At 40.6% G+C, this 22,739-nt stretch carries 16 protein-coding genes; 11 read left to right on the top strand and 5 right to left on the bottom strand.

Annotated elements, in window-relative coordinates:
- The 4 genes from JN11_RS20920 to JN11_RS20905 all read left to right on the top strand — a co-directional run.
- On the top strand, nt 1-1,043 hold a 1,043-nt coding region (locus JN11_RS20920; protein WP_144915809.1), incomplete at its 5' end, for a Mu transposase domain-containing protein.
- Between the two features lie 19 nt (nt 1,044-1,062).
- Nucleotides 1,063-1,809, top strand: coding sequence for an IS21-like element helper ATPase IstB (gene istB, locus JN11_RS20915; protein WP_091369152.1), 747 nt, complete (start codon nt 1,063-1,065; stop codon nt 1,807-1,809).
- 771 nt (nt 1,810-2,580) lie between these two features.
- Nucleotides 2,581-6,894, top strand: a complete 4,314-nt coding sequence (locus JN11_RS20910; RefSeq protein WP_144915807.1) for a DUF5977 domain-containing protein — start codon at nt 2,581-2,583, stop codon at nt 6,892-6,894.
- 74 nt (nt 6,895-6,968) lie between these two features.
- Nucleotides 6,969-11,717 (top strand): DUF6443 domain-containing protein, encoded by a 4,749-nt coding sequence (locus JN11_RS20905; RefSeq protein WP_144915805.1) that lies wholly within the window; start codon nt 6,969-6,971, stop codon nt 11,715-11,717.
- A gap of 293 nt (nt 11,718-12,010) precedes the next feature.
- Here JN11_RS20905 and ltrA read toward each other — a convergent pair whose 3' ends face one another.
- Both ltrA and JN11_RS20895 read right to left on the bottom strand, forming a co-directional pair.
- Nucleotides 12,011-13,309, bottom strand: coding sequence for a group II intron reverse transcriptase/maturase (gene ltrA / locus JN11_RS20900; RefSeq protein WP_144915802.1), 1,299 nt, complete (start codon nt 13,307-13,309; stop codon nt 12,011-12,013).
- 331 nt (nt 13,310-13,640) lie between these two features.
- Entirely contained in the window at nt 13,641-13,892 is a 252-nt protein-coding gene (locus JN11_RS20895; protein WP_144915799.1) for a hypothetical protein, read from the bottom strand.
- Between the two features lie 135 nt (nt 13,893-14,027).
- On the opposite strand from JN11_RS20895, the gene JN11_RS24545 reads away from it, so the two are divergent.
- From JN11_RS24545 to JN11_RS20875, 5 genes are all read left to right on the top strand, one after another.
- The gene (locus JN11_RS24545) at nt 14,028-14,186 is read left to right on the top strand and encodes a hypothetical protein (protein WP_170227814.1); all 159 of its coding nucleotides are present in this window, start codon (nt 14,028-14,030) and stop codon (nt 14,184-14,186) included.
- Between the two features lie 124 nt (nt 14,187-14,310).
- A complete protein-coding gene (locus JN11_RS24800; RefSeq protein WP_246139065.1) occupies nt 14,311-15,063 on the top strand; it encodes a hypothetical protein in 753 nt (250 codons plus the stop codon).
- Between the two features lie 4 nt (nt 15,064-15,067).
- On the top strand, nt 15,068-15,580 hold the full coding sequence (locus JN11_RS20885; RefSeq protein ID WP_144915797.1) for a hypothetical protein: 513 nt from the start codon (nt 15,068-15,070) through the stop codon (nt 15,578-15,580).
- A 56-nt stretch (nt 15,581-15,636) separates the two neighbouring features.
- A complete protein-coding gene (locus tag JN11_RS20880; protein WP_144915795.1) occupies nt 15,637-16,356 on the top strand; it encodes a hypothetical protein in 720 nt (239 codons plus the stop codon).
- Nucleotides 16,353-16,859, top strand: coding sequence for a hypothetical protein (locus tag JN11_RS20875; RefSeq protein WP_144915792.1), 507 nt, complete (start codon nt 16,353-16,355; stop codon nt 16,857-16,859). Before JN11_RS20880 ends, JN11_RS20875 begins: the two co-directional genes overlap by 4 nt.
- A 695-nt stretch (nt 16,860-17,554) precedes the next feature.
- Here JN11_RS20875 and JN11_RS20870 read toward each other — a convergent pair.
- The 3 genes from JN11_RS20870 to JN11_RS20860 form a co-directional block, all read right to left on the bottom strand.
- A complete protein-coding gene (locus JN11_RS20870) occupies nt 17,555-18,061 on the bottom strand; it encodes a membrane lipoprotein lipid attachment site-containing protein (protein WP_144915789.1) in 507 nt (168 codons plus the stop codon).
- A 276-nt stretch (nt 18,062-18,337) separates the two neighbouring features.
- Nucleotides 18,338-18,652: a hypothetical protein gene (locus tag JN11_RS20865; protein WP_144915788.1), complete on the bottom strand. Its 315-nt coding sequence runs from the start codon at nt 18,650-18,652 to the stop codon at nt 18,338-18,340.
- A gap of 639 nt (nt 18,653-19,291) precedes the next feature.
- Nucleotides 19,292-20,716, bottom strand: a complete 1,425-nt coding sequence (locus tag JN11_RS20860) for a C1 family peptidase (RefSeq protein ID WP_144915785.1) — start codon at nt 20,714-20,716, stop codon at nt 19,292-19,294.
- Between the two features lie 198 nt (nt 20,717-20,914).
- Between JN11_RS20860 and JN11_RS20855 the strand changes: the two genes are divergently transcribed.
- Together JN11_RS20855 and JN11_RS20850 are read left to right on the top strand one after the other, a co-directional pair.
- Nucleotides 20,915-21,952: a sensor histidine kinase gene (locus tag JN11_RS20855; RefSeq protein ID WP_144915783.1), complete on the top strand. Its 1,038-nt coding sequence runs from the start codon at nt 20,915-20,917 to the stop codon at nt 21,950-21,952.
- A 10-nt stretch (nt 21,953-21,962) separates the two neighbouring features.
- Nucleotides 21,963-22,682: a LytR/AlgR family response regulator transcription factor gene (locus JN11_RS20850; RefSeq protein WP_144915781.1), complete on the top strand. Its 720-nt coding sequence runs from the start codon at nt 21,963-21,965 to the stop codon at nt 22,680-22,682.
- Nucleotides 22,683-22,739: the final 57 nt, after the last annotated feature.

The raw sequence follows: 22,739 nt of genomic DNA, 5'->3' as shown, positions 1-22,739 counted from the left end.
TTGTAGCAATCCTTGGTGCCAGCCAGCTCACCTATGTAGAGGCTGTTATGAGCCAGCAAAAGGAAGACTTTATCGCGGCCTGTGAGAATACCCTGCACTTCATCGGGGGCGTTCCTGCCGCCATTGTGCCGGATAACCTGAAGGCGGCGGTAACCAAAAGCAGTCGCTATGAACCTACCCTGAACGAAACATTTGAAGACTTTGCCGATCATTATGGCACTACCATATTACCGGCGCGGGCGTACCGCTCACGCGACAAGGCATTGGTAGAAGGTGCGGTTAAGATCATTTATACCAAGGTATACGCCCCTTTAAACAAGCATATCTACCATTCTTTAACAGAACTCAATACAGCGATCTGGCAGGCCCTGGAAGCCCATAACAGCCAGTTGCTTAAAGGCCGCAATTACAGCAGGATACTACAGTTTGAAGAGATAGAGCGTGGGACCTTGTCACCGCTGCCTGTCCTGCGTTACCAGTTCAAAAAACACTTTTATGCCAGAGTGATCAAGAATGGCCATGTCAATCTCGGCCCGGATAAACACTACTACAGCGTGCCTTACCGCTTTATTGGCAAAAAGGTCAAGCTGTTATACTCCCGCACCATTGTAGAGATCTACTACAATTATGAGCGTATCGCTTTACACCCGCGCGAAAAGAACCCCTACGGTTATACTACCGACAAAGACCACATGGCCAGCGCTCACCGCTTTAAAAGTGACTGGACGCCAGACATGTTCCTCAATTGGGCGACCTCCATCCATGAGGATGTCAGGCTATATATCCATCAGATACTGGAACGTAAACAACACCCCGAACAGGCTTACAAATCCTGCCTTGGGATACTTGGCTTTGCAAAAAAAGCAGGGGATGACCGGTTAATAATAGCCTGTCAGCGGGGGCTCAGTTACGGCCTTTATAGCTATAAAACTATACAAACCATATTGGAAAACAAGATGGACAACTATGAGGAAAGCATATTTGCCGATGAGCTACCTATGCCTGATCATGGTAATATCCGGGGAAAAGACTATTACAAATAACCATTAAAACAACAATAACATGAACACAAGTACCTTAGACAAATTGCGGAAGATGAAGTTCTTCGGCATGTTTCATGCCTTTAAAAGCAGCATGGAAACCGGTAAAACAAACGATTATACGGCAGATGAACTGCTGGCCCACCTGGTAGATGCAGAATGGGACGACCGGCAGAACAGGCGTATCGAACGCACGATCCTATATGCCCGGTTCCGCTATAAAGCTTCAATTGAAGATGTTCACTATCATGCTGACCGAAGTATTGACCGCAACCAGATCATGCGCCTGGCGGATTGTACGTTTGTTGACCGCTTCGAGAACCTGCTGATCACCGGGAGTACCGGTATCGGTAAAAGCTATATTGCTTCTGCAGTGGGCTACCAGGCCTGTGTATTGGGCTACAGGGTATTGTACACCAGTACGCCCAAACTATTTGCCAAGCTCAAGATGGCCAAGGCGGACGGCTCCTATATGAAAGAGCTGGCTAAGATCGAACGACAACAACTGCTCATACTCGACGACTTTGGTATCCAGCCTTTTGATGCACAAAGCAGGGCTGCACTAATGGAGATCATTGAGGACAGGCACGGTAAGACCTCGCTGATCATCACTTCGCAGTTGCCGGTCAGTAAATGGTTTGAAGTGATCGGTGAAAAAACGGTTGCTGATGCGATCCTTGACCGGATCGTTCATGACGCACACCGCATCGAATTAAAGGGAGAATCTATGAGAAGAAAACGTAATGTTGAACCGGAAAACAGCCATTAATGAAATTACCTTTTAAATAACTATTTTTGTACATGCTTTTATAGCATTTGCTGCAACCCAAAAGTCAGCTAACCCCTGGGTCAATTTGGCCCGAAACAGGGTGGTCACTATCTCCATAATATACAGGTATACTTATATACCGGTTAACAAAGAAACGTAACATAATGTAAAATGCAGAGCTAAGTATAACCTGGATCCGAATAAGTCTTAATTAATATAGCTTATGATTTTAAACTATAACGATAATTGTTTATTGTAATATAAATGTTACAAATTCAAAGGCTTAATTCTTGAACAATGTTTATATTTTAATATTGTACATTATTATTTGTTAAAAGCCCTTATCGCAACCATATGACTAATTTATTTAGAAATTGTTCCCTGATTTTTATATCCTCCTATCAATTCCGATCTCAAAAACTATTGTTTTGCCTTCTATAATGCAATTAGAAAGCATCAAATACAGCAGAATGTATTTAATAGTATAAAGTTTCATTAGCTTATTAATTAAAGGGGAATTCATTTGGTTAAAAAGATCAAACCTATTTGAGTTTGCACCCTTTAAACTAATTAATGTCAGCTTAACAGCTCCACTGTTAGTTGTAGGATTAATTAGTCTCTAAAATAATCAAGAATATCACAAATCCCACAAATATGAAATTGAGTTACCTCATTTTATGCTTTACTATATGCCTGTGTTTAAATGTAAGCGGGCAGTCAACAGCTATCAATAATAATATTGTGCCTCAAGTTCCCCAAGTAGCTTCATTGATGAAATTTACGGAAACGCCAGTATCTTATTTTAACGGTACCGCTAATGTCAGTGTACCGATATACGAAATTAAATCCGGCAATCTCAGTTACCCTATAACGCTAAATTATAATACCAGCGGTATTAAAGTGGCGGAGGAAGCTGGTATAGTAGGCTTGGGTTGGAACATTTCCACTAATGCGGCAATTATTGATCCGATTGGGAACGGAGCTAATTTTGGAGGACCGGATATTGCGCCGCCTTCAGTTACCGGGCCGCCAAGCCAGACATTGCCCAGTTTAACGAATATTATTTCCGAAGGAGAAGTTTTTAAAAATTCACAGGGGGTATGTACAGCTTTCCCACAATTTAACTTTCAAGGAACCACCGCAAATTATGATCCCAATACACGCATTTTAAGTGTAGATGGCATAACGGCGAAGTTTGTAAACCCCAATGGCTCTGCGTACAATAATTGGGTATGTGTTGACGGACAGAATATAAAGTTAATTGAAAACGGTGGAACCTATATCGCTATCACGCCTGATGGAACAAAGTACATTTTTGACGATTATATTCAAGCATCATCTATACAAGGTGGTCAAAATTATACCAGTACAACCTATTTGGATACCATTATAAGTACGACGGGCAAAAAAATTGTCTTCAAATATGCGAACTCTCCATCTTCTTTGCAACCAGTTATTATGACAAGATTGCAATCATGGACAAGAGACAATGTAGCAGCACAGCCTGGCTTGTCAGATGCATTTACTTATACACAGCTTACAGAAAAGTTTTTGTCGGAAATTGATTTCGACAATGGCAAAGTAGAGTTTAACTACACGGGCAGGACTGATTTTGCCAGTCAGGAATTGAGCTCCATTACAGTTTGGCATACGACGGATACTTCACCATTTAAAACGATCAATTTTAATTACGATTATTTTTCATATCCGGAAGGGAATTATGGGGATTTTACAACCGATAACCAAACGGTACTGACTGGTTGGAATGCTGCTCCTGCCGTAGCTTCTTCACTTGCTACCCAATCATATCGTCAGCAAAGGCTGAGACTATTGTCTGTTCAGGTTAATTCGGATCCTCCTTATAGCTTTACCTATGATAGTACTCCAATGCCATTTAAAACTTCCTGGGCACAAGATATATGGGGATATTTTAATGGAAACACGACCAAGTCATTATTACCGGATTATAATTACCTGCCATTTACCGGTACGCAAGTCCCTCTTTCTATCATTACAGATGCAGAACAGGGACTGGTGACATTTGCCGACAGGTCAGCACATTTTAATTTTATGAAAGCAGGTATCTTAAATACCATTACCTACCCAACGGGAGGATACACTGCCTTTGAATATGAACCCAATACATTTACTAATAACCAGGGAGGATCCAATATCACCGATGCAATACAGACCGTAAATGCAATAGGAAATGGCGCTCAGGTACAGGAATTTGATATTCCTGACCTCGGTTTCATGGATTCTAATTTTAATGATGTCAATCCCACTGAGATTACAGTTAGGCTATTCTGCGGAAGTGCAGGAGGAACTGGGGTATGCGATTATTCAACTCTGGGGCAGCCGGGTGGTTGTACAGGTTATGATTATAGTCCCGGTGTGCAGCCATTAGATGCTGCGAATGCAGGTGGGTTATGGGCGCTTATTCAAGTGGAAGATGCATCGGGCAATTGGAATACCCCAGCCAATTTTACGTCTACGAGCTCTTACCTTGAAAATATTTTTGACTGGCATAACACTGATATTTTACCTAATCCTAACGCCACAACAGGAAGTTGCACATTAAGCAATATGACTAAAAATTTGCCCCCAGGACATTACCGTATTATTGCTAATTATCCCAATACATTAACAAACGGCGCTTTAGGAGGACCCTTTGCGACTATTTCCGTAAGCTATAAAACATGGTCGACAACAGTGCCTTATAATACAGGGCCTGGATTAAGAATAAAAACCATTACTGATTATTCTGCTGGGGGTCAGGTTACCATGAAAAAAAACATTACCTATTCTGGTGGTCAATTGATGACTCAACCTATATTTTATCGCTATTTATATAATGATAACCACCCGGTATTTGGAAGCCCAATTTGCCAGGCATCTGGGACACTTTGGGGGGCGACTGTAGCTTGTCTTGATCCAACCGGGGCAACCTGTAATTGTTTCACCAATGTGGTTGTGCCAAGAACGGTAGAAATTGTCTATTCAGATCCAGTGATACCCTATTCCTTTTCTGCTAATGGCAGCTTATTTGGCTATTCCACAGTTTACGAGCAAAGGGTTGACGGCTTGGGAAATGACCAGGGCCGTACTATGTATTCTTTTAAATGTGAACCCGATAATTATATGTTTTCCGGATGGAATTTACCCGGTACCCGCTCAGCTGCCTATTTGGATAACGGTAAACTTATTGAACAACAGGAACAAAAGGATGTTTCTGGTCAATATCAAACCCTACATACTACTCATTATGATTATACAATAGGTAACCCTGCAACTTATTGGGGATTCAAGTGTGAATACAGGGCTAATACTGTGCAATGTGATAATACTTATGCTGGCGATCCTATTATATCATCTTCCACTATCGGTAATTTTACTTTTATATTTGTAGATACCCCTGCGGAAGGAGGTGGGAGTTATGGCCCTCAAAATAATTCGGCGCCAAGTGCTGAAAGTTCTGTTTATAATCTGGTTGATGGTAATCAATTTTTACATTTTTACCCTATCCATACCGGGCATGTTAACTTATTAGATAAAATAGAAACCACTTATGATTCAGCAAACCCAATTGTTACCACTACCACATACACTTATAATGCGCTTAACCAGCAAAGTTCTGCAACTACGGTACAAAGTGACGGAAAAACGTATGTAAACAAGACTTATTACACAGCAGATTATACGAGCAGCAGCAGTACTGATTTTACAAGCATGATGTATGGGCTGAATATGCTTGACTATCCGATAGAAAATATTTCGACAGTAAACGGGCAGACAGTAGGGGCAAGCTATACGCAATATTCTCTTCATGATAATATGTTCACTCCGCTGAGTACCTATGCATTAAATTCAGTAACCCCGGTTGCACTGGTGCCATCTGTCCCTGCAAATACAATGGATAGCCACTACGAGCAAAGGTTAAGCTATGTATACAATAGTACGGGCAATTTGGTTCAGCAGCAAAAAGTGGGCGGCCCTTTATATAATTACCTTTGGGACTATAATAATGATTTACCAACAGCTGCCATTGTCAATGCTACAGCAAATGATTATGCCTATACCAGTTTTGAATCTGGCTCGGCAGGCAACTGGAGCTATAGCGGCACCCCGGTACAGGATGGTACAACTCCCTCCGGAAGCTATAGTTACCTGGCATCTGGTGGTATAAGTGCATCAAACTTAATATCCACAAAAACTTATAACCTGTCTTATTGGACTAACAATAGCAGCCCTTATACTATTTTAGGTACCATAAATGGTTACCCGGTGGTATTACGTACCCTAAACGGCTGGACCAATTATATGCATAGAATTACCGGTGTAAGTTCAGTGTCCATTAATGGAACAGGTTCTGTTGATGACCTGCATTTATATCCGGTTAATGGGCAAATGTCTACCTATATCTATGATCCGTTAATCGGAATGACGGCATCCACTGATACCAAAGGAAGTATTAATTACTATGATTATGACCAGGACGAAAGACTAATTGATATTAAAGATCTGCATCAGAATATTGTAAAAGCCTATAATTACGGTTATGCCGGTTGGAACGCTGCGGGTTCTAATAATGGGGTTTTTACAAACAATAGTACCATAAGTCAGGCCTTTGCCCGGAATAATTGTGGCACAGGCTACGTTGGGTCACAAGTTCTTTATACGGTAAATCAGGGGACTTACCAATCTTATATAAGTCAGGCGGATGCAAATGCAAAAGCACAGGATGATCTTAATAGAAATGGGCCGGACTATGCCAACGCCAACGGAGGATGCACCATCGCACCTTGTATCCAGCCAACGCTTAATATAACAGAAGCTTCGGGCAATGGCTCGATTACCATTACCACTAATGAAGTCTCTTTTCAATCAACGACATTGGTTCTTGAGGTTTATAATAATAGTACCGGAAACCAGGTGGGTCAATTGATCCTTAGTTCATTGGCAACTACAGTACAATTAAATACAGCCCCAATGATGCTGACTACAGGAACAACTTACAAGTTTGTGCTTACGGCAAATGGCCCTTTATGTAATACTACCCCTGTAACAACAATTATGACACTTTAAATGATGAAATTCATATACAATAGTTGCGACTCAGAAAAGCAAATTTTAATCCACCTTATCATTAATTAGCAAATATGTTTAGCAATATCTTATACCGGGCAGAGAAGAAATATGCCTTTATCGGGCTGTCAGAACAAAGAAAAAGCTTTAAAAAAACAATAACAATGCTTGTTTTTCTGTTTGGCATTATATTTTTTTCAACCAGTGTGCAGGCCCAGATTCGTACGCTGGTTATATCTGGCTCACCGGGAATGCCCGGACCAATCACTGGGTCAACTAATGTTTCAGCAGGAACGACCTTGAATTATTCTATTTCCCCAGTCGCTAACGCTACTAGTTACAACTGGGCCATAGTTCCCTCCTCTGCCGGAACCGTCAGCGGTACCAGCATTCTTGGCACGGTAACCTGGAACACTTCGTACGGAGGTACAGCAACTCTTCAAGTATCAGCTGTAAACAGCAGCGGGTCGAGTCCTCCCCAAACTCTATCGGTTACCGTTGCTGTACCGGTAATTCCCGGCATAATCACTGCCGCCAGTACCACTATAGATTATAATTCATCGCCCACTATAACAGCAACTTCGGCAAGTGGGGGCAACGGGACGTTTAGCTATCAATGGCAAAGCTCCATTGATGGTGCCAGCGATGATTGGACATCAATAAGCGGTGCAACAGGCTTAACGCTGCCAACAGACGATATAACTTCCAATACCTACTTTCGATTGTTTATCACCAGCGGCAGTTCTTCTGCCGCCAGCAATACAGTTCTTATAAATGTTTATCCGCAACTGGTATCAGGCCTGGTAATAAATGGTAGTCAGTCCATTAATTACAATACCCAGCCCGCTGCATTGTCGGTAGGTAATGCCACCGGTGGTTCGGGTAGCATAAGCTATCAATGGCAAATTTCCTCAACAGGTGCGCCGGGTAGTTATACCGATATCAGTAACGCAACGGGAACCAATTACTCGCCTCCCGTTTTAACATCCACCACTTATTATCAACTGGAAGCAATCAGCGGGGACGTTACGGTATCAAGCATTCCGATAGTAATAACCGTTTATCCTCAACTCACAGTAAATATCAGCCCGGCATCTCAAAGCATCTATCCCGGTAACCCGGCGCAAAAACTAAATGCAATAGTAACCGGTGGCAACGGCACTTACACCTATCTATGGCAAAGTAACACGACCGGAAGCGGGCCAGGCGCCAACTGGGTAAATATTACGGGAGCAACCGGACAGGTTTATGACCCAACGCCTACCGGATCTCCGCTTGCAGTTAACACCTACTACCAATTGATTGTAACGAGTAATGGGGTAACAGTATCCAACGTGGCATCAATTAATGTAACGGATTGTACACCGTTGAATACTATGTTGAGTAGTAATGTGAATTTTATAGAAATTTCAACGCCTCGTACCGCCGGTATAACAAATGCTGAAGGATTGGTTAATCGTACAGCCTGTGACCTGGAACAAACAATAGAATATTTTGATGGTTTGGGCAGACCTTTGCAGACCATTCAGGTGGCCGGATCGCCCAACCAAAATGACTTTATTCAGCCTTTTGCCTATGATCAATTTGGTCGGGGCTCGGTTAAATATCTGCCTTATACCAGTGATACGCCAACTCCCGGTGCCTATCAGCCAAATGCACTGACGGGGACCGGTGGTTATACCGGAGGTGCCCAGTACCAGTTTTATAATACAGGCGGTCAGGATCATGTGAATACTAATTTCCCTTACTCGGGGACCAACTATGAACCCTCGCCATTAGACAGAGTTGTTGAATCAGCGGCTCCGGGTGCATCGTGGCAATTATCAACTGATAATGTTTCCGGCGGCGGTCATACGGTTACCGCCGATTATGAAAGCAATGACCAAAGTGTATTTAATCCGGCCACACTCGTTGATAATCCCGGCAGCCGTATGGTGGCGCTTTATACGGTTACTATAAACAGCGACCAGAGTAGGACGCTTACCCGCACCAACAATACTGCTACTTATAATAACGGAATGCTTTACCTTACCATTACCCGGAATGAAAACTGGAATGCTGCAACAGACGGCTGCCTGAATACCACCGAGGAATACAAGGATATGCTGGGCCGTATAGTACTTAAACGTACTTATAACCAGGCAGGTGGGGCATTACAGATGCTGAGTACCTATTATGTTTATGATGATTTTGGTTTACTGGCATTTGTATTGCCTCCGGGATCCAACCCTGATGCTGCCACAGCGATTAGCCAGGCTACCCTGGATAATATATGCTACCAATACCGTTACGATGGTCGGAAAAGGCTGACGCAAAAAAAACTGCCAGGCAAAGGATGGGAGTTCACCGTATATAATACGATAGATCAGGTAGTGATGACCCAGGATGCCAATCAGCGTAACCAGGCCCCCCAGTCTTGGATCAATACCAAATATGACGGCGTGGGCAGGGTAATCAATACCGGCATTTGGACGTATTCGGGCAGTGTTGCTGATGCCAGTATCTCGACACCCTCACAAACAGAGGTGCTATGGCTCACCAATTTTTATAAAACAACGACTGACCCCAAATGGGAAGCCAGGGCCAGTGGCACACTTTCTGGCTATGACGGGCTGAGCGACCCGGCCGGACAAACAAAAAATTTTTTAACGCTGAATTTTTATGATGACTATTTAGCCACCAATTGGATCCCGGTAGCTTATAGCGCCCCGGCAAATGCGAGTACAATGACGACCGGGCTGCTCACTGCCAGCTTTACCAATGTATTGGGAACAACGCAAACTTTGGCCAAAGTGATTTATTACGATGACCTGGGTAGAAGTACATCGGTATATAGCCAGCACTATTTTAATGCAGTATTTAATCCAGACAATCATGATCTTATTACCACTACGTACAGTTTTACCAATGTGCCAACAACAGTTACTCGGCAACACTTTATTCACCGTACATTAAATACAACGCCTGTGGTGACTGTTTTTAACAAATATGATTATGATCATATGGACAGACGGTTAAACACCTGGGAGCAAATAACCAATGGCACCCGACCTGCCGATGCATTGACCCTTTTATCCAATATCGAGTATAATGAAATAGGACAATTACTTACCAAAAGTATCCACAGTACAGACGGTGTGAACTTTTTGCAGTATGTATTTAATACTTATAATGAACGTGGGTGGCTTGTTACAAGCGATGCCTCGCTGTTTGCCATGCAGTTAAATTATAACACAGGTGCCAATCCTCAATATAACGGAAATATAGCTGCCCAGTTATACGGAACGCTGCTTAACCTGAATAACAGGTTTAACTACACCTATGATAATTTGAACAGGCTGATGAGCGGTACCTCAACAGACAATAATTATAGTGAGAGCGGCATCAGCTATGATATGGAGGGAAACATTAATACCTTATCACGGGTATACGGCGGCACCTTAATTGATAACTTGAGTTATACCTATAATGGAAACCAGTTGGGAAGTGTGAATGACCTCTCGGCTGATGCAAGCGGAACAGGTTATAAAAGCGGCAACTGGACCTATGCATATGATGTAAACGGGAATATGACCACCGATAACAGTAAGGGGATTACGACAAGCTACAACCTGCTGGATTTGCCGCAAAGTATACCTGCTTTAAACACTACCTATATTTATACTGCTGACGGACAAAAGGTAAGAAGAGTAATAGGGACCACAGCCACTGATTATATTAATGGGATAGAATATGACGGTGCCATAAATAGTGAAACGATTACTTTTATCCAGACGGAAGAAGGACGGGCCATTCCCAATGGAACCACGGCGTATAATTACGAGTATAACTTAACGGATCATTTGGGTAATGTGCGTTTAACCTTTGACAGTAGTACCGGAGTGGCAAGAACAGTGCAGCAAGATAACTACATGCCTTTTGGAATGGATATTTCTGCCAGCCCCGTTGTGTCTCCACAAAACTTGTATCTTTATAATAAAAAGGAGCTTCAGCTAAATACCCAACTATACGATTACGGCGCAAGGTTCTATGATCCCGTGATTGCGAGATGGACAGCCGTCGATAAAGAATCTGAAAAATACGAAAGCTACACTCCATATGCTTATGTGTTAAACAGGCCAACTGTTGCTGTTGACCCTGATGGTAAGCGGATTTATTTTATTGGCGGAGCAAACAACGATCAGGATGGTTGGAACTACATTCAACGATGGCAACAAACATTCGCAAAAAATGGAATAAATGATTTTCATCGGATGAATGAGTCAAACGGAAAATATCATGATATTATGTTCACCAATAATTATAGAAACTCTGCTACCGAACCAGTAATTGTAAGCGCCGGAAGATTTGCAGCATCCACAGGGGAAACTCGCCCTGTTCAAAATGAGACGATCGACAAAACCGTTGCTGATTATAAAAAAGACTTACAAGACCATCCTTTGAAGGAAGGCGAGCAGTTTAATATGGTTGGCTACTCCTATGGAAGTGTCTTGCAAGCACAAGCGGCAATTAAATTGGCTAATTCAGGACAAGTAATTGATAATTTAGTGCTGATTGGCAGTCCAATCTCAGATAAATCAGACCTGTACAATGATTTAACTTCAAATAAAAATATAAAAAATGTAATCAGGTACGATATTAAGGGCGATGCAATAAGTAATCCACAAGGTGTTTATGATTTCCTTATTAAAGGCGGTCTTATTCAGGGTGGTGGTCAAGGCGATAAAGCACATCACTTTGATGCTGCAAGGCCTGGAGCCCAGGCAAATCAGTTAATGGATACTATAGTAAAATGGCTTCAGCAACAGGGCGTAAAAAACTAATCCATGAAAAAGATCATTGTTTATTACTTGCTATTTCTCTTAGGTTATATATTGCTGATTGTATTTACAAGTCCATTTCTAATGACTTGGGGACAGAAAAGAGGTATCTTTGAGAGTTTATATGTTTGGTTCTTAACAAAGCCATTTAACTTAAACTATTCGCCTTGGTTCATACTTTTCAATTACATATGTTGGGCGACTTTTTTTTATCTTTTAGTAATTGCTATTAAAAAGTTAATTAGAAAATTGAAATAATAATAACAACAAGCCCCTTAACCGGGGCTTTTGTTGTTTTACAGGGCAGCCACATTATTCTGAAAGAAGTCCTTAAACTTCTTTTTGGTAAGCATGGTATCAATAATCTTAAAAACCACTGTGCGATCTTCCTCGTCCAATTGGTTAATCATATTGATCTGCTCGAAGTTGGGCTTGTCCTGAATAGTCACATCAACCGGCTGAATATCAAAATGTACTACCTGGTCAATGGTCATCCCGAAATACCCGGCAAAGCGTTCCAGTTCATCAATAGCAATATCACGGGTGTTATTCTCTACCTTGTTATAGCTGGTATAGTGCATCTTTGCAAGTTCCTGAACAGGAATCTGAAACCTGTATAATGCAAGGCTTCTGATTTTATCCCTTACCGCTTTCTTCGCCTGCTGGCTCATGCATGGTGTAAAGGATAATTTGACCCCTGCCCCGGTACGCCATAGTCTTGGGCGAAAGGTGTAGCCCAAAAAGTCGAAGCTTACCTGTGAATAGTTTCTTCGGTGCCCCATACTTTTACAATACACCAAATGGGTTTTGTCCGCATTGAGTTCCAGTTTACATTCCCTGAACCGTTCGGCAACCACCCTTTTAATTAGCTCTGCTTGGTTCTGGGTGGCGCAATGAAGAATAATATCATCGCAGTACCGTTCAAACAGAATTTCGGGGTGATACCTCTCCATCCATTTGTCGAAAGTAAAGTGCAGGTAGATGTTCGCTAATAGTGGGCTGATCACTCCGCCTTGCGGTGTGCCCTTTGTACGTTGCACATTTCCATGCTCGCCTGCCACATTCGCTTTTAGCCACCTACCGACATACATCAGTATCCACTTTTCTTGTGTGTACCGTGATAGTGCTTTCATCATCAGCTCATGGTCAATGTTGTCGAAGAACCCTTTAATGTCAAGGTCTATCACCCAACTATACTTATAGCATCGCTTGTATGCCATTTCAATGGCTTGATGGGCGTTCTTGCCCTTGCGGTAACCATAGCTGTCCGGATGAAAAGAACCATCAATCTTAGGTTCTAAATAACTTTTGACTACCTGTTGGGCAATGCGGTCATCTACTGTCGGAATACCTAAGCTTCTGTAGCCTCCTGACTTCTTGGGTATTTTCACCTCCCGTACTTCGGAAGGGAAATAACTCCCTGATGTTAGCCGGTTCCATAACTTGTACAGGTTTCCTTTCAAATCCAGCGCATAGCTTTCCAGGCTTTGCTGGTCAATGCCTGCACTGCCTTTGTTTTCCCTTACTAACTTGTAAGCTTCCCATACCATCTTCCTTGTGATAGGTTGGGTCTTTGTTTCATAATAATCAATCATCCCAATTACGGTTGTTAAATAAATTGAAACTTAACTGGCTAAGCCCTTCGCTCTTTTCCACTTTCATGGAACTTCATCACTACTACGGCTTAGTCCGCCCCTGTACAGAATTAGGTATTCGCCTTGCAGGTTCTCCGCTTGTGCTTTCCCTTTATCCCTTCTGTACAAGTTCCCTTGTTCCGATAAAACGCCTGAATCAGAGTCTTGCCGCCTATGCGCCGCCTGCCGTTTAGCCAGCTTCAGGTTATTGCCGCTAAACTTTGTCCCGGAACTGTTGCACTGTCCCGGTTTTGACAGAGTATCACCGTTATCGACGCTTTATACCAGCAGTTCACATGTTCAACTCTCTGATCCTTACCTGACGAATAATCTTCGCCTTTTCCTTGTCGTTCAATACCACCCCCTTTCGGAAGGCAGCACCACAAGGTGGTTTGAAGGGTTTGCCTGTCATACCCTTCGGTGGGTCTGCCACCATCATTTTATCAGCACGCAAAGTCTTTGACTTTGCTTCAAGGCACACTGCAACCATCAGGCGCAAAGGCAAGTTTGCCACGGCAAAGCCGTGGTAGTTTTTGTGGTACAAAAACACAAACTTGCTGCTTACCTGTAAATCCGGGTATCAAAAAATAAAGGGCATAGGGGTTCAGGTGATCTTCTGTTAAGCAACCAAAAGCGGGAGAAGCGGGAGCTGTCAAGGGAACGTGGAATAAATGGCCTGGTGCGTGAAAGGCTTGTGGGTTTATGCCGCGAAAGTCCCTTTACTGCTTCCGCTTCGGAGGCTACCTTTGCGGTAACAGATGGTCAGCTTAACCAGGTTAATAGCCACCAACCCGCCGAAAAAAACAACACACCCACGGCCTTGCAAAAGATAAACTAACGTTTATCTTTACCCTTACAAACGTTCTTTATAGCACCCAAAAAGTGCAAACCGAAAACCTGGAAAACGGTGAAAAAAGTGTGGTAACCAGTATGACTATGGCGCAAGGTTCTATGATCCTGTAATTGGGAGATGGACGAGTGTAGACCCGTTGGCAGAGAAGATGCGGAGATATTCGCCGTATAACTATGGATTCAATAATCCGATTAAGTTTGTTGATCCGGACGGGATGGCAGCAAATCCCATTTATAGCACGGATGGCTCGTTATTAGGTACCGATGATAAGGGACTAAAGGGACAAGCTATAGTTATGAAGAAAGAAGACTTTAAACAGGGAATGAATCACGACGAGGCAGTAAAAAAAAGTACCTATAAAGAGGGAGATCCCAATTACGGATTTGATAGTAAAGAGGCTGCAAATAAATACGCTACTAACTACGTTACCTTAAAAGATCGACCTGACTATGATGGTTTTTTAACCAAATCCGAGGCTGATGCTTGGTGGAACGGGAAATCTGGAGAGCCATTATTTGTAGATGAGAGTAAAATAAATCTTCCAGGCGTAACTACCGCATCATTCGGCAATAAAGATGGTGGCACGTTTTCTAAGAATTTTATTTGGAATATTGGATACGATGACGGCTTGACCACTACTGGTAAGGTATACGGATCGTTAAATATGACCCTATTGGATTCAAAAACAGGTGCTGTGATGATTGGAGATCCAAACAAGGTAGATACTTATAAATTCGACATGCAAAAAAACAGACCACTAAGAAATTTTGCTACCTGGGCGGGTAGACCCGGCGGGTCAAATGACGGAAAAGATTTCGTTATTAAGGGCTATGGACATGCAACTGTACTAATTGAAAAATAACGATATGAAAAAAGCGTTAAAACTATTATCTATTGTATTAATTTTAGGAATCTTATATTTAATATATGATGATTTCGCCTTCGATCCATTAAATGTAGCCGATTTTGCGAAAATATTCGTTGGATACAATGGTAAAACAAAACTTGTCTGTAAAAAGGACTTTATCGGCATCACTACAAGTGGAGATTTTTTTGAGCTTTATGTGTATTCTCTTGGTGACGTCAAAGTTAACAATAACTACCCTCAGTTTAGTAATTGGGAGAATAGTATTGTCACCAAGGAAACGACTATTGGCAAATGGCGGAACTGTCCTATCAATAAAGATGTTATAAAACTATATAGATTTACGATAGGTGCTAATAATCTTAACACCTCTGATTGCGCCATTTCATTTAAAAACGAGATACTAAATCCCCGAAATTTCTACAGTTATATATCAATTAACAACACAGAGCAATATTTTTTTCTTTATTCATCGGCGACAAACAAGCTTTACTACATACGCCGAAAAGGGTAGTGTATCAGGTTTGTCGTATTCCAAAGTTGTGGTTAACATAACAACTTGCAAATCCGTTGGCGGAAAAAGGTAGGCGTTGGGGTCCATATGTTTATGGACTAGACAATGCCATTAGATTTGAGGATCCTGATGGGATGGCACCAAATGAAAGCACTTGTTGTGATGTTAAAATCCCTACTCCTAAAAGTAATACGGTCGTTGATGAAAATGGTAGGTTAATATGGGATGAATTAGAGGAGGCTGGAGAAGGGGGGCTAAGTTTCCTTGGAAAAGGGGTAAGTGCTGCACTTTTAACCGCTACTTTAATTGTCATGGATTCAGAGGGAGGGAAAAATGATATCCCTCACCCAATTCAGCCCTTTAAAAAACCTGAACAACTGACTCGCGAGGAAGTGAGTGAAATTTTACATAGATTAAATACTGGTAAAGGCTCACCACAAGATTTACTATATCAAGGATGGTTAAAGCAAAATGGTCATACAGACGGTGAACTAAAATATTCACCAACAGCTAAACATCAAAAAGGAGGATGGGGTACAGAAATGGATCTTAACGATGATCTCGCAGGCAAAGTTTTAAATAGCTCTATTTTAGCAGGTAAACAAAGATATGGTTTTCATGATGGAAAGGTATACGAATTTCAGTCAGATAATACTGGAGGTTGGCATGGCTATCCCGTGAGTGGCACGAAACCACCTGCAAAAGTCCTTAAAGACTTTTTAAATCTAGGACAAATTACCAAATCACAATATAATCGTTTAATCAAGGGAAAATGATGTTATTAAATCTTTATTACGAATTATTAGAACACCCTTATAAAGACTCTTCCTCATCTATTGGTGAACACTGGTCTAGAATAAAGCTGGAAATTTTAGATGATGAAAAATTGCTAAAAACAGCTTTTGATATCCAATGGGATTTAACCGTTTTTTTAGAATGGTTTTTGGAAAACGAAAAAACTTTACTATATGAGGACATCCCAACAAATATAAACGGTACATCGATTGCGAAAGGAGTTTATGATTTTTATGAAAAATTAGATCCTGACACCATTGACGAAGCTTTAATTAATCAAGTGTATGATTATAGGACGCGACACGAAATTTGGTTTGCTTTGCGGGGGGCAAAAAACGTTGATAATATCTTTATAGGATTGCTAGATAGTAAAATCACAATTTCGTTTTGTAATGATATTAATGAATGGAGTTATGATGTTGAAGTAGCCTCTTTTTTTAAAAAAGTACATTTGGCTTTTAAAGAAATATCAAGTAGTATATAAACCCGTACGGCTAAGCGTTCACGCTAACCGAGACAACGAAATTATGTTTAAAAGACTCTGTCAGGCTGAGCACACATTCTGTCTTTCTGTCGGATGCGATATGCATTGTATTTCCTTCGAGCCTTCCAAAGACAACGCAGAGAAACGAAGTTGTCTGCGAGTAACGAAAAAGGTCTATGCAGAAAGAGCACAACGTGCGGCTGCATAGTATGCTGCACAAACAACTGGCGGAGGGTTTGAACAATGCCAAAGCATTGTAATATCAAACGCTGTGACAGTTGTGCAGCCTTTTTCGTAGGCGTAGGCGAGCCAAACAATATGAGCGTCTGAGTTTTTATGTGTTGAATGTTGCAAGTGTCACCTGGTCGAATAGACCAAGTGTAAGCGCAGCATAAATGAAACTTATAAAAAGACAGAGAAAGCGAATGTGGAGTTTTCCGCTCGCTGCTGACAAACGGTGTGACAAGTCGGCCATAGCCGGTAATTGGCAATGTGCTGAAAGCTAATTGACAATCGCGTAACTTGGCGCATCTGTTTGCAAGCGTAAGGAAAACGTAACGCCTTTCTGCCTAGTGTGTGAATGGCCTCTGCGCCCAGCCATAAGCAGAGCTTGCCTTTCCTCATCTAAGCAACAAATGAGGCTAAGGCAAGTGAAGGCTTATGAATTATAGTTTGGATTTAAGTATACAAACGACTTATTGCTTTCTATAATAAACAGCGACCACAACTCCTGTTGTATTTGGTTGGTTATCAACCAAATATTGATTAGTAATCATTTCTACTGTGTTAGCGTTGATTGCTACAATTCGTTCACGCATATCACTACGACCATCATTAAAGGTACCAGTCTTCAAATTATAGGTAATTGTTGTAGGCACAAAAGAGGTTTCAGTTTCAGTTGCAATGCTGTTAGAACTGAATGTTATATCTTGTTGCCCCTCGGCCGCAGGATTATTATCTGGGACATTGTAATAGCTATTAGCGTTTACTGTACCCGGATAGTTGTAAATTGTGTCTCCAGTGGCTGAATGAATTGTTATGGTTTCAATCCCGTCAGCGACAATAAGACCTTTGTATAGAGTATCTACCTCTCTATAAGAGACATAGCTACCAGTTAAGACAATTAATGGTTTCACAGATGATGATTTGCTACAGCCAGCAAGTATTAGTACTAGTGAGATGAAAAATAGAAATTTCTTCATGTGATATGTTTAAGTGATACTCAAAGATAATAATAGTACACGTGATTGCAGTAATCGGAAAATAGATGTAATTCTAATACTCTGAGGGATAGGTGATAAATGTTCTTCAATTAGTAAGCCATTATGAAAAGCAACGAGCGTAGCGAGTTTGCGAAGTTTCAATTCCACTTTGTAAGCAACCGAAAGCGGGGAAGGATAGTGAAGGCTTGTGGAGCTTTATTGATATGATATCATAGATAAGTGCCATTCCGTTTATAAATAACCTCTATGATCAAACTAGTGGGTGGTGACCCTGAACTCTGTTACATTATTTATGATATAAAACTCCATGTAGCCCGTAAGATAAGATGTTCTTAATCTGTTGTTATTCTTGTTGTTTGGATTGCCTTTAGGAGTTGAGCCATCATCATTTAGTCCTAGATCCTCACGACTGATTTGTCCGCTATACGATACACTTCCCATCAAACTACTATAAGTAGTAAATGTAAAGTGACCAAACAAACAAGTGTTCTTCCATCGTTCAAAGGAATCTTGCCATAGCTCAAAATATTTCAGTTTAGTGATGCCTCTTTGTGTGAGATCAATAAACACCTCGCCAAAGAACTCATTGAGTTTGGTTTCATTGACCTGATAGTTTTTTGTATTAACTGTGAATGTAAATAGACGTTGTTGTGCTTGGCTGTTAATACAGGCCATCGAAAGGCAGATTAACAATGTTATGATAAGTTTCATCGTTTGTAACATGGTTTAGTGAAGAGATATAAGACGGATAGCTTTTATCTTTGTTTATATCCTGAAAAGGCTAGTACATTTCCGTTTTCAAGATAAACATGGCATGTAAATAAGATCTGATTGTCATTATAAATTTTAGTAATGATAGCTCTAGCCTTACCCGAGTTATCGTCATAAGAATTTTTGTACCACCAGGAAAAAGTTGTTGAGGATGTTCTATAGCTTGTTGGCGTTGCCGGTGTTTCAGAGAAGTAAGGTTCTCCAATGACCCCAAAACTTTGCGAATTAGAGTTTAGGAAAATAATAGACATACTTAACTGTTCGTTCTTTGTACAGAAGAAAGCTTAAAAATACATTTAACTTGCTATAATTCAAATGGCTTAATGGTAAAAGGAGCGTGCTGTGCTAACTTCGATCAGCTAGGAGGAAGTGAAAGAATCAGACTTTCCAATTATGCTGATAACGGGAAGTCTGAGTATGGTGTTGATTCAGTATGAATTACAAAAGCCCGGCTTTTAATTTTTTCGTTATATCCACAGGTATTGCATCTTTATGAACCATCACTGATATGGTTTTTAACAGCAAGTATTCTTTTGACATATAAACATAGCCGCCACAATCGGCACCGGTGGAAGAGTTTTTAACAATATAAAACCTTTTACCCTGGTTATCTTCTGCTATGCCAATAATATGCATGTTGTGGTCATCTTGCGTGGTATAATTATCAAAAGCTGCCTGGCGCGACAGTTGAGTCACATCCTCATTTTTTTCTAATTTACAAAAGCCATTATTATACCCTTCATCAATATCACCATCCCAGCAAACTGAATAATTATTTAATAAAGCATGATCTATTATGGATATAAAATCAGTTATCGGCACATTAAGGTAAGCGTTGTTATTCCAGTTTGATGGTATCTCTAAAGCAAATTTTGAGTAAAAAGGGTGGTGCGTGTACGATGTGATCTCGATATAATTATCGGTGTTAATTCCTATTTTTTCTTCTGCAAATGATTTTGGTGTGTAAACTTTCCCATCATAATTAAAAGTTTGAGGAGCTTTAGTCATTGTTTTGTATATAATAGCGGCTATCGATGCCCTGTATTCTTCGGGTGTCATATTGCCACGGCCTGCATCAACATACGACTTTAGTTTTTCGCGTATGGTGTTTTCCATTTTTAAATGTTCGTGTATTGATGAGTTATCAATTTTACCCGAATAAATATCCTCTGGTATCGCGCCAAATTCTTTATATGCTTTTAGCGCGCTAAAGGTTAAATCACCTTCAATGAAGTAAAGGTTACCCTGCATCCTTATATATTTTTCGGCTTTATCGATAAGCGTTGGGATAACAAAGTACATTGGGGAAAGCACAACGGGGCTCTTTCCTAGGCGCATGGCCTCCGTTTCTATAAAAGAAGTTGTTGCATGGCTCCAGCATGTACCTGTATTCTGTTGATCTTTGGTGGGTGTGCTTTCTATCAGCTTTACAATTTTGTAGCCATCAAACTTTGGATTTAAGTTACTCTTTTGGGTATATATATAGGTAGTGGGTTTTAAATTTAATGGGTGCGAACCTCCCTGTATCCAGTTTCCCTGGATGACCGAATCACCAGGCAAAAAAACGCCTTTGTACATGGCTCCTTTACCTATCCTGGTTGTGAAATCAGCAAACACACTGTCTTTTGCAATCCACACAGAATCTATAAAACCATCTTTAATCACTTGTTCCGGCACATCAAATGTGCCTGTGAGATTTTTATCGTGCGTTTTAAAATGCATTACAAACCTCAGGCCTGCACCGTTTGGCAGTGGTAGCGTACCTAACCATGACCCCCGTAACCTGCTTGGGTTACTTTCCTGACTATGTGCCAACAACCCGGAGAAAACCAGGATGAGGACGAGAAATATTTTTGCTTTCATAAAATGATTTTAAATTATTTGAAGCAAAGAAAGATGATTTGGTGCCAGTGGAAAATCAATTATCTGAACGGACTTAAATGCCATTTGAACTGGCGATTTAATTGACCAATGCAATACGAATAGACAGAAAGCCCATTGGAATAATTATTGGCAGATTAGGTTGTTAATAAATATATCGGCACTATATTTAAAAAATAAATGGGCCAGGGAATCAAAATCAAAAAGTATTTAGAGCCGATAATACACGTTTTTATTTGGGGATGTTTGTTTTTTACGCTTTGGAGAACAGCACAAACATTAGGGCCGTTCCGTAAAAGCGACGGAAGCATTTATCCTATATTAATTTGGAGCGAAACGCTAAACCTCGCACTGTTTTATTTTAATGCCTTATACCTTATTCCCAGGTTTATCTCCATACAGCGCTATGGCACATATTTTTTGTGGGTGATTTCTTTGTACGTTATGGTTGTAGGGTTAAACGCTGTTCTTGATCATTTTTATGCTATCTCACTTTTATCTACAGAGAAAGAACCATTGCTGTCGGAGGTAATAATCAACGTGGAGAGCAAGTTGTTTGTATTGTCACTATCATTGGGCTATGGGTTAACCAAACAATGGCTTAAAGAAGAGATCATAAGACAACGGCTTATTAAAGAAAAGCTTACCGCCGAGCTAAAATACCTGAGGGGCCAAATAAATCCGCACTTTTTGTTCAATACTTTAAACATGGCCTATTCGAGTGCAATTAAAAGTGGCGACAACGTAACTGCCGATATTGTTGAAAAACTTTCGGGCCTGATGCGTTATGTTTTATATGAAAGCAACAGCGAAGAAGTGCTGCTTGAAAGCGAGATTAATTACGTTAACAGTTTTATAAACCTTCAGATACAGCGTCTTTCGCCCGAATTGGTAAGCCAGGTAAAATATCAGCTAAATGGCGAATGGGCGAACTATAAAATAGCGCCAATAATCCTAATTCCATTTATTGAAAACGTATTTAAACATGGAATTATATTGAGTAAAAAATCGGATGTATCTATTATTATCAATTTAGATGCTAACGTATTGATACTTGAAACTAAAAACAAAATTACCACAGTGGCAGATAAACCCAGCCCGGGAATTGGCTTAAAAAACGCAGGCGAACGCTTGCAGTTGCTATATTCCAACCGGCACACTCTATCCATAAGTAATGATAACGATATTTTTTACGTAAAATTGGCTATACAGCTTTAACCGGTATTTTATGAAGTGTATTGCTATTGATGATGAACCGTTTGCGCTAGATCTTATTACAGGATATATTAAAAAAACGCCATTTTTAGAATTTGTTGAAGGATTTACCAATCCATTTAAGGCCATGGCATTTTTGGCTGAAGTACCGGTAGACCTGGTGTTTCTGGATATTAATATGCCTGAATTGTCGGGAATTGAATTTTTAAACTCACTAACAGTTGTTCCGAAGATCATATTTACCACCGCCCATGCTGAGTATGGTGCAGAAAGCTATGAATTTAATGCGGTAGATTATCTTTTAAAACCTGTAAAATACGACAGATTTTTGAAGGCAGTTAATAAGGCAAAAAATTACCAGCTGCTAAAGAAAGATGGTGAAACTATACATAATCCCTCACTGCAGGATAATAAATCGGTGCTTATTAAAAGTGGTTCGCAATTATTCAGGATAGCGCATAACGATATTTTTTATATTGAAGGCTGCGGAAATTACATCACTATTTATACCAAAAACGGAAAAATAATGCCACTGCTTCCTTTAAATGATATTGTAAAAATGCTTCCTGCCGATATGTTTATACGGATTCATAAATCGTACATTGTTTCGCTAAAACATATTGAGGTAATAGATAAAGCGAAGGTTATTATTAATAAAACACCCTTACCTATTGGGATCACCTATCGCGAACATTTTGCCAGGATCATAAAGGGTGAAGTAAATCGCCAATAAATATTTGTTGGTTTTTGGATTGATGATGGTAAATACACGCTAACTATTTTAGGACAA

Origin of the sequence: Mucilaginibacter frigoritolerans, from assembly GCF_007830615.1 — a bacterium.
GTDB classification, from domain to species: domain Bacteria; phylum Bacteroidota; class Bacteroidia; order Sphingobacteriales; family Sphingobacteriaceae; genus Mucilaginibacter; species Mucilaginibacter frigoritolerans.
This window is presented reverse-complemented; position numbering and strand designations above follow the sequence as displayed.